General features: G+C 53.0%; 7 protein-coding genes. 3 read left to right on the forward strand and 4 right to left on the reverse strand.

From position 1 onward, the window contains the following. Nucleotides 1-12 precede the first annotated feature (12 nt). Entirely contained in the window at nt 13-1,635 is a 1,623-nt protein-coding gene (locus tag JIN87_RS19945) for a methyl-accepting chemotaxis protein (protein WP_200357379.1), read from the reverse strand. Between the two features lie 503 nt (nt 1,636-2,138). Between JIN87_RS19945 and JIN87_RS19950 the strand changes: the two genes are divergently transcribed. The 3 genes from JIN87_RS19950 to JIN87_RS19960 all read left to right on the forward strand — a co-directional run bounded on the left by JIN87_RS19950 (nt 2,139) and on the right by JIN87_RS19960 (nt 8,692). Next, nucleotides 2,139-2,900 carry a substrate-binding periplasmic protein gene (locus JIN87_RS19950; protein WP_200357380.1) on the forward strand — a complete coding sequence of 254 codons (762 nt, stop codon included), beginning with the start codon at nt 2,139-2,141 and terminating at the stop codon, nt 2,898-2,900. 25 nt (nt 2,901-2,925) lie between these two features. After that, a complete protein-coding gene (locus tag JIN87_RS19955; protein ID WP_200357381.1) occupies nt 2,926-4,770 on the forward strand; it encodes a methyl-accepting chemotaxis protein in 1,845 nt (614 codons plus the stop codon). 403 nt (nt 4,771-5,173) lie between these two features. Then, complete coding sequence (locus JIN87_RS19960; RefSeq protein ID WP_200357382.1) at nt 5,174-8,692, forward strand: transporter substrate-binding domain-containing protein; 3,519 nt, start codon at nt 5,174-5,176, stop codon at nt 8,690-8,692. 21 nt (nt 8,693-8,713) lie between these two features. On the opposite strand, the gene JIN87_RS19965 is transcribed toward JIN87_RS19960, so the two are convergent. From JIN87_RS19965 to JIN87_RS19975, 3 genes are all read right to left on the reverse strand, one after another. Then, nucleotides 8,714-9,853 carry a response regulator gene (locus JIN87_RS19965; RefSeq protein WP_200357383.1) on the reverse strand — a complete coding sequence of 380 codons (1,140 nt, stop codon included), beginning with the start codon at nt 9,851-9,853 and terminating at the stop codon, nt 8,714-8,716. Nucleotides 9,854-10,138: 285 nt separating this feature from the next. Continuing rightward, nucleotides 10,139-11,041, reverse strand: a complete 903-nt coding sequence (locus tag JIN87_RS19970) for a U32 family peptidase (protein ID WP_200357384.1) — start codon at nt 11,039-11,041, stop codon at nt 10,139-10,141. A gap of 109 nt (nt 11,042-11,150) precedes the next feature. Continuing rightward, nucleotides 11,151-12,296 carry a glycoside hydrolase family 43 protein gene (locus tag JIN87_RS19975; RefSeq protein ID WP_200357385.1) on the reverse strand — a complete coding sequence of 382 codons (1,146 nt, stop codon included), beginning with the start codon at nt 12,294-12,296 and terminating at the stop codon, nt 11,151-11,153. Nucleotides 12,297-12,393: the final 97 nt, after the last annotated feature.

The following is a 12,393-nucleotide window of genomic DNA, read 5'->3' on the forward strand; positions in this document are numbered from 1 at the left end:
TGGGCTGCTCGTTTAGTTGAAAAGGTTTTCCTCTAGTATGCGGGAGCTACCTTGCGGTGGTAGTGTTGGAGTTTGCTGGATCTCTGCTCCCTTGGTGGGAGGTGGGGGATTGGTGGTTTGTTCGCCTTCAACTATACTTCTCAAACGCCGGACGGTCAGATCTAGGCCGGCAGCTTGGGCGCTGGTTTGTCTCGCGGTTGCGGCCAGCTCTTCGGTAGATGCGGCGGAGGATTGCGTGATGCGTTCCATTCCCGTCACTGCTGTGTTGATTTGTTGGATACCTAAGGATTGCTTGGTCGAAGAGTCTTTTACGTCTAGGATGATTTCGTTAAGCGATTGGACTCTTTGGGAGATTTCCTGGAGGCTCTGTGATACTTCGTTGGTGACTTCGACCCCGTCTTGGCTCTTGCGCACTGAGTCCTCGATTTTGTCCGCTGTTTCTTGTGCGGCTTTAGCGGAGCGTTGGGCTAGGTTGCGTACTTCATCTGCAACTACGGCAAAGCCGGATCCTGCTTCTCCTGCTCGGGCAGCTTCTACGGCTGCATTGAGGGCAAGTATGTTTGTTTGGAAAGCGATCTCGTCGATGGTTTTGATTATGTCGGAAATCTGCCCGCTGGACTCTTGAATCTGGGACATTGCGTTGAGCATTTTTTCCATCCCATGAGATCCTTCGATTGCTGCTTTGTTGGCAGACTCAGAAATGCGTACGGCTTCTTCCGCCTGTGATCCGTTTTTTTCTGTGATGCTTTGTATCTGGACCAGGCTGGCGCTGGTTTCCTCTAGGGAGGAGGCTTGTTCGCTGGCCCCTTGGGCAATTTCCACGCTGGCGGAACTTACTTCGTCGGCCGCTTGAGTGGTGTTTTGAGAGGAGGTTCCGATTTCGTCGATGATGGTTTGGATGGGTGTGACCACTCCTTTCTTTAAGGCAATGTAGAGTGCGATTAGGATCACGATTGCCGCTGGGATTACCCAAGTGAGTGTTGTCCAAAAACTATTGGCCACGGCTTGGTCGATATCGTCGAGGCTGGACTTTAGGATGAATGCTCCTCGCATTTCGCCAGCATCCCATCCCTCCATCTGGAAACCTAGCATGTCCTTGCCGTCGCCGGTGGGACTGTTTGCTGGATCTCCGTGGCAGGTTAGGCAGCTTTGGTCGAGTACGATGGGCCGAGCGTAGGTCATGAGTCCGACGTCTCGGTCTACGGAAAAGTAGTCTGCCTCCTCGCCAGAGCGGAGCTTCTCAAGGATGTTGCGTTCCGCGGGAGTCGGTTCGTTTGCCGGATTTCGGGGGTTGTTGCGAGTTACTCGGAACTCCATGCCTTCTTCATGGGCTACATGCTCGATGGCCCGCCACGCGGCTACGATCGGTATGGTGTCGTAGAGTGCGGAGTCTCTGAAATTCGAGACGGTTTTGAGTTCGGCTTGTAGTTTTTCGTAGTCGAAGGCTCCGTTTCTGGAGAGATCGGAAACGGAGTCTCTCACAGATTCGGCTTGGATGGTGATCGCCCGCATTTTGTCCCTAGCGAGAGACTGGCCCTCGCGTTGTAGTGACTTGTAGGTGACAGCGAGTCCTATGGTAGTAACGATGAGGAGACCTGCTGCCACGCCTGTGATTGCTTTGCCTGTTATGTTCATTCTGGTGTAATTGCTTTCCTGAGACTGGGTGGGCCGAAGGTTTGTCTGTTCTCTCCTTTTGGATTTGGGGAGAATATTTAGTTTGTTAAAAGGGAGTATGACTACGAGTAAGTGCGTAGAGGGATCGGATCAAAGATATGCGACTTGATGGTGATTTGGCCTAATTACGTTAAACGGTCGTTAATTGAACTGATCTGTTTTGACGGGTCGTCCTGGCTGGTTTTCTAACCTTTCTCGCAGGTAGATAGTGTGTAAGTAGAAGGAGGACAAAAGTATAGAGAGTTATGTGAATTCTTGTTTTATCTTTTTTGATCTCGAGAATCGTCAGGCGCGAACGTTGTCCCCTTTTTGAGGGGTCAGGCGGTTGGATCTAAAATGGACCTCATTTTTTTCAAGGGGGCGCATATAAAACACTAAAGCAGGATAGGTATATACCCGTTTAAGGTGCTGGTTCTGAGAAGGGATGACCCTTTTTAGAACCAAAAATCCAAACGCAAAGAACCATGAAACGACTTATTCCACTTGTATCTCTATCAATCCTAGCTTCCGCGCTCTACGCGGAAGAACTCACCATCGTCGCCGATGACTGGTGTCCTTTTAACTGTGCTGAAGGCGCCATCGATCCAGGTTTCATGATTGAGATAGCTGCCCAATCGCTAGAAGGCGCCGGCACGCAAGTAGCCTACAGTAATATTGGCTGGGATGAGGCGATCGAGAAAACTCGAGGGGGTGCATTCAGTGCGATTGTGGGAGCTGCGAAGGGGGATGCTCCGGATTTCGTTTTTCCGACCGAGCCTCAAGGGTGGCTGAAGAACTCGTTTTATACTTTGGCAGATTCCGATTGGAGCTACACCGGGCCGGAAAGTCTGGGGAGTATCCGTTTAGGAGTGATTGAAGGCTACAGCTATGATGCGGAAGTGGATAAGTACGTGGCTGCCAATCCAGGCAAGCTCTTCGTTGCTAAGGGCAACAAAGCTCTAGAGATGTTGATCGAAGCACTGATGAACGGTGAGATCGACGCTCTTGTAGAGGGGAGTAGCGTTTTCTCTCAATATTTTGTATCCAATGGCCTTCTTGAGCTGATGGACCAGTGTCGTGAAGCGGGAACGGCTGGGGATGGCGAGCCAATCTATGTCGCATTTTCTCCATCGAATCCAAAGAGCGCAGATTGGGCAAAGCTCGTGAGTGAAGGAACGGCCCGACTGCGCGAGAGCGGCGAATTGGCGAAGATCCTAGCCAAGTACTATGTAGAGGATTGGAAGTAGTATTCTGTTGTTTGGAGATCAGGATATGAAACTTCGAAGCCTTAGTTTAAAGGGAAAGATCCTGCTGAGTTCTGTGGGGCTCGTATTGCTCGGAAGCGTAGCTCTTGGCTATCTTACTTTTCGAGTATCCTCGAAATCACTACGTGAGGCGATTGAGGATCAGAGTGTTCAGCAGAGTCACCATGTGGCGAATGCCTTGGATGGCTGGATCAGCGATCGGAAGATTGAGATCGAGCAGTGGAGTCAGCAGAAGGCGTATAAGTCTTCTTTGGCGGACTCGTTTGTTGGGCGAGCATCTCGTCGTAATGCCTCTGCGTTGCTATCGGGGATTGTTGAGAAATATCCGCACCTCGTGCATCTGTCGCTTATTGATGCCGAAGGGGTAGAGCTCGCCTCTTCGGCTGAGAAGGCCGGTCTCCAATACGCGAAAGCTCCTTGGATGGAGCGTTCGCTCCGCGGAGAGATCGCTGTCTCTAAGGCTTTGATAGATGGTTCGGCTGGAGGAACGGTTTATATCTCCAGTCTGGTTAGCGGCGACGATGCGTCCGGTGTGCTCGTCGCGACCGTGTCGCTCGATTACCTTTTCGATCGATTTTTGAGTGAAGTAAGGATCGGAGAGGAAGGCTTCGCTTACCTCGCTCAAAGAGAGGGTGAGGTTATCGCCCATCCCCAGAGCGGGATCGCGGGTACTTTGAATTTGTCTGATTCGGGCTGGTGGACAGCGCTTCTTGGTGAGCAGGTCGGTTATCTTGTTTATGATGAGGAAGGGCAGGCGAATGTCGCCGCAAGCGCCAATCTACAGGAAGTGGGTTGGGTCGTTTGCGTGACTGCTGCGGAGTCGGATGTCTTCGCGGCGCTTAACTCGCTGATGCGGGTTTCGGTACTCGTGACTTTGACGATCACTTTGCTCGCTTCGGTAAGCATTTTGCTTCTGATCAATACGATCGTGCGCCCGATCCAGAGGTTTGTAAATGGTCTCGAATCGGCGACGCTTCAGGTGACGGAAGCTGCGAATCAGGTGGCAGCTACGAGTCAGCAGGTCGCTAATTGCTCATCGGAGCAAGCGGCGTCTGTCGAAGAAACATCGGCTTCGCTCGAAGAGGTCGCCAGTAAGACGAATGAGAACGCAGTGCAGGCTCAGGAGGCGCAAAGCGTTATTCGCGAAGAGGCGATTGTAAGCCTGAACGAGGTGAACAATCGGATCATGGACTCTACTCGCGCGATCCACGAGACGACTTCGATGACTGAGGAAACGCTCAAAATCGTAAAGACGATCGACGACATCGCGTTCCAAACGAACATTCTGGCTCTCAACGCGGCGGTTGAAGCGGCGCGAGCCGGAGAGGCAGGCGCGGGATTTGCGGTTGTCGCTGATGAGGTGCGTCAGCTCGCAGGTAAGGCTGCGGTTGCGGCGAGGGATTCCGGAGATTTGATTAACCGGTCTCACACATCGGTCCGCGAGGTCGCGAGTATTACGGAAACGATCGCTGCCAAGATGGATGAGAATCTGGCGGTTTCGGATCGAATCGCCGCAAACATGGACAGCATTTCCGATGCATCGACCTCGCAGGCTGCGAGTATCCAGCAAATCAATAGCACCATGACGACGATCGATCGCGTGACGCAGGCGAACGTCGCGAGTTCGGAGGAAAGCGCTGCCGCAGCAGAAGAGTTGAATGCTCAGGCCGAGCAAATGAGAGAATTTGTAAGGAAGATCCGTCGTTCTATCGATGGGGCGGGGATTGAAGATGCTTCGGTGATCCCTCCGGCCATACCTACGGAGACGGAGTCTTCGTTTCGGGTCGCTGATGTTCCAGTCGAGAGCTCTCCCTTCCCACAACGAATGGAAGAGTCGCTTTTCAAGAACTAGGAGGGGCGGAGTGGGTACGGTTCTGGCAGTATTATTTGACTGACCGGACTCTCGCTCGTCGATTTTTTTTGGTACAAGGTAGTTAAGGGCCCAGCGCGAGATGCGTTGGGCCACAACCTTTTTGTGTCACTCTGTGGCGGTGAAGTCTGGATACGATAGCGATGTCTGGAAGGGTATCTGAAATTGGAATACAGAAAACCTGATGTCGGCATAAAGCTGAACCCTGATTCCTCTATGGAAAACAGGAGGCGTTCTTTCCTTCAGAACTCAGGTTTCGCGAGGAACGGGTTCTGATAAACTATTAGCTGCATTTATTCGCATTATCCTTTTATGAGCATATGGTTGCGGAAATATAGAGAATATGGGGCGGGGATTTTGAGTAAGTTGATGGTTTTCGGAAGGAATGAGACATAGAAGAAGAGTCGGAGTGATCGTTTTATGGCTTTTGTGCCAGTTCGCGGGCGGGCGGCTAGGTTTGGCTTCTGAAGTAGTTCAAGATGGAAGGCTTGCGCTTTCGGAGGAGGAAAAGGCCTGGATCGCGGAGAATCCGGTGATTCGTGTCGCTCCTGATCCTGACTATCCGCCTTTGGAGTTTTTCGATGAGGCTGGCGAATACCAAGGGATCGTAGCGGAGTATATGAGTTTGATGGCCGAACGCTTGGGGTTGCGGCTTGAGGTGGTTCGTACCGAGAATTTTGATGCGGTAATTGAGGCGGTCCGCAACGGAACGGCGGATGTGATTGGGACTAATACTCCGAGCGAAGAAACTCTAAAGGAGTTCATTTCGGTTGATGATCAGTACATGTATTTTCCCGACGTTCTGGTGACTCACGATGAGACTCCAAAAGACGTGCGTTTGGGTGACTCTGTGGTGAATCGGGTTTTGGTGGTGGCGGGTTGGTCTGATGTTGCTGCTTACTTGCAGGAGCACTTCCCGCATATCGAAATCGTTTATACCGAAAGCACGGAAGATGGGCTGCTTCAGCTCTCTTTGCGAGAGTACGACTACCTTGTATCCACTTTGCCCACCGTATCGTATTTGGTGAGAAAGCGGGGGATCTCGGGATTACGCATCGCTTCCTATATCGAGGAGCTTTCGATGCAGGACACATTGATGGTCCGCAAGGATGAGGTGGAATTGCGGGATCTGTTGGAGAAGGCCTTCAAGAGTATTTCGAAGCAGCAGCGCCAGGAGATCATTGACCGCTGGGTTCTCGACCTCCCTCAGGAAAGAGCGGTTCCTGATCTTGCTCTATTTCCGGAGGAGAAGGTTTGGCTGGAGGAACACCCCGTGATTCGGGTGGCTGCGAGTTCCGATTGGGGCCCTTTGGATTTTCTTGAGAAAGAGGGAAGCTACCGCGGCTTTTCGGTGGATCTGTTGAAGAGGATCGCTTCGCAATTGGGTGTACGAATCGAGTATGTGGAGGAGAGCTGGAATAAGCCGATTGCCCAACTTGATGCAGGCGATCTGGACATCCTGCCGAGTGTTGCGAGAACCTCGGAGCGATTGGATGCTTGGCTTTTCACGGATGCTTTGGTGGACCTGCCGACTGGTGTCTTTGCGAAGCAGGATGTGGCTTACCTTTCCGATTTGAGCGCTTTGAATTCTAAGACGGTCGCTGTAATTGATGGGGATGCGATCCATGAATATTTGGCGGCGGGGTATCCGGACTTGGATTTGATGCTCGTCGAGAGCGCATCTGAAGGACTGCGTTCTGTGATGGAGGACCGGTCGTTTGCGTACGTGGGGAACACGATCACGACAGGTCACGTTCTGGGGCAGATGGGTTATTTGCAGATCCGGATGGTGGGGCAGGTGCCCTTTAAATACGAACTGAGGTTTGCGGTGCGGGATGATTGGCCCTTGTTCAGGAGTGTTCTGCAAAGAGCGCTCGACGACATCCCGGAGGCTGAGCTCAATGCCATCTATAATCAGTGGGCGCCGCTGATACGTGAGAAGCCTGCCGACTATCGCCTGCTTTGGCAAATGCTGGGAGTGGCGGCTTTGGCGTTTGTCGCGATCGGCTACTGGAACCGTCGGCTTAGCAAGGCGAAGAAGCTCGCGATGGAAGCGGAAGCTGAGCTACAGCGTGCTAACGAGGCCGCTGAAGCGGCGAATCAAGCCTTGTTTGAGAGCAAGCAGCAGCTCAGCACCATGGTGGACAATGTTCCTGGGGTGGTATACCGCTGTCTCGCGCATCATCCGTGGAGCATGTTGTTTATCAGCGACGAAGTCCAAACGCTTACTGGCTACGCGGCGGACGACTTCAGAGGAGGCGAGGAGGCTGCTCTGACGTTTGGGGATTTGATTCACCCGGACGATGTTGAACCGATTGCTCTATCGGTTTCTCAAGCGATTGAATTAGATGGGCAGTTTGCTGCGGAGTATAGAATTTACGATAGCCAGAAGCGTGTTCTCTGGGTGTTCGACAAGGGGAAGGCGACGTTCGACAAGGATGGGCGGCTCTTGTATCTTGACGGAGCGATCTTCGATATCACGGCTCGCAAGGAGACGGAGGAGGCGCTTGCGTCGGCCAAGCTGACGGCTGAGACGGCGAATAGGGCTAAAAGCTCCTTCTTGGCGAACATGAGTCACGAGATCCGAACACCGATGAACGCGATCCTTGGCCATTCGCAGATCATGCGTCGCGACGAAACGCTAACGGATCGGCAAATGGATAGCGTAAAATCCATCAATCGAAGCGGGGAGCATTTGTTGACTTTGATCAACGACATCTTGGACATGTCCAAGATCGAGGCGGGCAAGATAACGCTGATGCCTGTTTCCTTTAGTTTGGGGAAGCTATTGAGGGAGGCTTACGATTTGTTCCGTTCTCGCGTGGAAGAAAAGGGGGTGGGCTTTGAACTGGAGCTAGAGGAGGGACTGCCGGATTTGATCGAGGCCGATGGAATGCGTGTACGTCAAGTGGTGCTCAATCTCCTGAGCAACGCGGTTAAGTTCACCGACCGTGGGCATATTTTGCTTCGCGCTCGGTGCGAAGGGGATTTGATTGTAGTGGAAATTGTGGATACGGGTTGTGGTGTTGCCGAGGAAAGCAAAGACGCTATTTTCGAGGCGTTCGAGCAAGCGGACAAAGGAGTGAGGGCGCAAGGCGGTACCGGTTTGGGCTTGGCGATCAGTCGAAGTATGGCTCGTCTTATGGGGGGAGATATTGCTGTTGAGAGTTCGCTGGGAAAAGGCTCTACCTTTGTATTCAGTTTTTCATGGAAAGTTGGGAGCGAGGAGGCGTTCGAGAGGGCTGAAGCGACGCGTACTGTTTTAAACCTCAAATCTGGACAACCCGAAGTTCGAATCCTGATCGTGGACGACAAGCAGGATAATCGTGACGTTGCTCGACTGATACTCGAATCGCGTGGGTTCGTTTTGCACGAGGCGGAGAATGGGGAGGAAGCCATCCGGATCGCGCGGCAATGGAAACCGTCCTTGATCTTGATGGACGTTTTTATGCCGGTTCTGGGCGGGATCGAGGCATCTGTGGCAATCAAAGGCAGTGACTGGGGTAGGGAGATGAAAATTATCGTTGTGAGCGCGAGCGCCCTTGAAGAGGAGCGCGATCGAGTTTTGCGCAAAGGAGTGGATGCGTTCATATCCAAACCGTACAAGGAATACGTTCTCTTGGAGGAAATCGCTCGCTTGCTCGAGATCGAGTACGACTACAAGGTGGAAGCTGGAGAGGGGCTTGAATCGCCGATCAAGGCAGGGGAACCTGGGCGGATCGAAGAGCTTCCAGACGCTTTAAGAAGGCAGATTGAGGACGCAGCTATATTGGGGGCGGTAGACCGCTTGCATGAGCTTAGCGAAGAGGTGCGAGCCATCGATCCGGATCTTGCTGAATGGCTGAAGCGGAAACTCGATCGTTTCGATCTCGGAAGCATTGGTACCGCCTTTGTCTCAAGCTAAGCGGACTGGATGCGAGTGGTATTAGCCGTTTGCGGTTTTGATTTCTAGGATGAGCGAGAAAGGCTCGGTGTTTGTGAAATAGACCTTGCCGTCGAGCGAGGATACTACTTTGGCGGCGACAATGGGATCGATGCCTAGCTTTTCAGCTGGTGTACTTTGTCGAACGATCGATTCGATTTCAAAGAAGTCGTGCAGCTCGGCTTCATTTGAAAAGAGCTGAGACAATTCAAATGTAGTGATGACTCGGTTCTCTTCAGCTCTGTGCTGAACCTTCACGGAAGGTTCTTTAGCTACGAGAATGGATACGCGTATGAAGGTGGCGATCGCCTGAGTGAGCAGATCGGGGCAGCAGTCCACCTCTATGCTCTCCGGAAAATCGGGGGGCGAGTCGCTTAGCGAGGCGCGATTATCCGGCTCAATGAGTTTAAGGGCTCCGTCCCAAAGAGATCGATACGAGGTCAATTGGTAGGACTCGATGCTTTGCTCCGTTTCGACCCTAGACAGGGTGCCAACTTGGTCGACCAAGCGTTCGATTCTGCGTCTCGATTTGTGATAAGCGTTCTCGAGACTGCTGTCCTCGTTGTTCATGAGCAGCAGTTCGGAAATGCCGAGAACCCCGTTTAGCGGGGTCCTGAGCTCGTGGGAGATCATGCCGAGGAAGTCGCTTTTCAGCTTGTCCAGGCTTTGCAGCTTTCGGTTGGCTTCGCGTAGCTGGACCGTGCGCTCGTCCACTAGACTTTGGAGGTGTTGGTTGTATTTCTGCACCTCGATTTGAAGATTTCGGATCTTGAGATGGGTTTCGATCCGAGCTTCGACCTCTTCGATTTTGAAGGGTTTGGTGATGTAGTCCGCTCCTCCGGTCTTGAGCGCGTTTACTACGTCTAGTGTTTCGTCCAACGCGCTGATGAAGATGACGGGAATCTCTTTGAGCTCGGTGTCCTTTTTGAGGCGGCGGCACACTTCCAATCCGTCGATTTCCGGCATGTTTATGTCCAGAAGAATGAGATCAGGACTTTTGGTCCGTGCGGATTGGATACCTAGAGCTCCGTTCAGAGCCGTCCGAACCTCATAGCCTTTGCTGGACAAGAACCCGTGGAGCAATTTTAGATTCTCCGGGGAGTCGTCTATGATGAGTATTTCAGTTTTAGCCGGGCGGCTCATTGAATTAATAGTGTGTATTTTCGTTTAGGGTACGACCTGGTGTTTAACTAGGTTAAGCGACCCGGTCGTTTGATCTTTAATCCTTAAATCTCTCGATACGGTGTTATACATAACTTGTGAAAATTTGCAAAGGCTAGGGGGATGGAGTTGTTTTGCGTTGTTTAAGAGTCGTTCCGTGTTGCTTGGTTTTGTCTAGATACAAGAAGACCGAAGGCTATAGGCACCTTCGGTCGAAATGAAGCGAGTCCGTTGCTCGAACTAAGAGCTTGTTATCAATGGTTGAGCTTAGGCAACTTCAGGAACTCCTAGGTCGCTCGCTGACGTTCCAGGAACGGACATGACCGCTTCTGGGGCTTGGCGTTGGATGAGATCGTAGACGAGCTTGGAGCGGCGGACGCGCTCGAGGGTGAGATTGTGGGCGAGGGATTCGATGTGCTTCCCGCAAGGGTAGATGTCAGGAGAGTTCCTAAGGCCTAGCTTGATGTAGAGTGGCGAGGCGTACTTGATCATGTCCGGTGTTTCGTGGTGGCGTACAAATCCACCAAGGCCGTCAGGAGATTCCACATACATGTCGATGGGAGCAGAGGTGACGGAGCGGATGGCGCTGAGCTGTGGGAGCGTCAGGTCTGTCGCCACGTTTATGGTGTCTGAACCGAGGCGTTCGAGGATCTTGCAGCTGGCTGGGTTGGCTGGAGCGATGACTGCCGATGATTTTATGATTAGGTTCTTGGGGAGCTCGCCGGAGTTGCGGAGGTCGCTGACCATCTCGATAAGGCCGATGTCGGCGAGTAGGAAGCTGCGAATGCCTAGATCACAGGCGCGTTTGACTTCGTCGATTGAGTAACGGAGCTGATCCGCTCCTCTTACTTGCCATTGGATGAACTTGCCAGCGGGCGCGTTCCACATGCCGCCGACGTCGAAGCCGGCGCGAGGCATTGTGAAAAGACAGACTTCGATGCCGCGATCCGCTCCGATGTGAGAGTATTCGCGGATTTGGTCATCGCTCAGCATCTGAATGCCGGAGCCTTGACTGACGCGGTGGACGGGGCAGCCGATACGGTCCGCTTCATCGATAGCGATTTTGAATGCTTCGGGAGATTCAGTACTCGGAATCTCGATACGGTATTGGGCTCCGTCAGCGAAGCGTTTTTCGGATGTAGTGAGGGTGTCGGACGTTGGGATAGACATTGGGAAGTGTGGAGTTGTGAGTGTGGAGTGTGTTGTTAATTGGCCGCTGGGGACAGCGGCCGCTACCTAATTGGGCTGTGCGGGGTGTGACGCGGGCTGAAGCACCGCGCTACCAGGTTACGGTTTGTTTGGTGTAGGTTGGGCCAGGGGATGTGATTACGCCGTCGTCGCTGATGTTGATGGGATCGATGACGAGCATGGGGACGCCGTCTTCGGCGATGCCATGGCAGGAGAGCCAGAGGCGTCCGTCAGGGCCGGTAAAGATTTCGTTGTGGCCGACTTGGTTGAAGTATTGGTCGGGGTCGCCGGTGAACTCTAAGCCATTCTTTTCGATCTGGGCCGGATTCTGGGCTCCATAGAAAGGATTGCTTGGGTGTTTCGTCCATGGGCCGGTGATTTTTGAAGCAGTGGCGTAGCCAATCTCGTATCCGCGGGTCCAGGACGAGTAGAAGAGGAAGTATGTGTCGTTCTTCTTGACGACGTAAGCTCCCTCAATGCCGATGCTGTCCCAATCGTAGTACTTGGCGACCTTGTCGATGAGGCGGCCGTCGTAGGCGGGGGTCTTGGCTCGGGTGCCGTCGGCGTTATAGGCGTAGTCGACTTTAGCAGGTTGGATGGCGGAAGTTGGCTCGGTGAGGAGCTCACCTGTGGCGAGATCGATTTGAGCGAAGCCGATACCGAACTCTTTGCCGCGATTCCAGAAAGCCCAAACCTTGCTGTCGTCATCCTCGAAGAAGGTGAGGTCGTTGCCTTTGGAGAGCGGGGCGTCCTCGGTTACGATGGTGTAGGGGCCTTCGATGTTATCAGCGACGGCGTATCCAGTATTTTGCCCCACAGCGCCTACGTCGTCGTTACGGGCGTTGAAGAGAGCATAGTACTTACTGCCGATCTTCTGGATTTCGGGCGCCCAGAAGCGGCGGTAGTACCATTTGTCCTTAGTCCCGCGTTCTACGATGAACTTGCGGAATTCCCAGTTGAGAAGATCTTTGGAGCGGTAGAGGGCGACTCCCTTGTTTAGCGTCGATTCGTCGTTCTCGTCCTCTTGACGTGGCCAATGCGGATAGGAGGTGCCGGTCATGTACCACCAGTCGCCGTCGCGAAGGACTTGGCAGTCGCGCAAGCCGTTTTCGTCGATCCCGCTTCGGATCGGGTTTTGGTAAGTGAAGGAGTTTGGGGCCTGGGTGCTAGGTGTTTGGTTCTGGGAGCAGGCGGTTAAGAGGGTGAGAGCGCCCGTGGCGATTAGGGGTAGTTTCATTTGGAAGATGTAGGGCTGCCGCTTGCGGCATGCCTTGGAGAAATGATCTAGGCTCCGCGGCGTGGCGCGAGCGCCAGCCCTACAGGGTGATTAAGAT

Source organism: Pelagicoccus mobilis (assembly GCF_016595505.1).
Classification (GTDB): Bacteria; Verrucomicrobiota; Verrucomicrobiia; order Opitutales; family Opitutaceae; genus Pelagicoccus; species Pelagicoccus mobilis.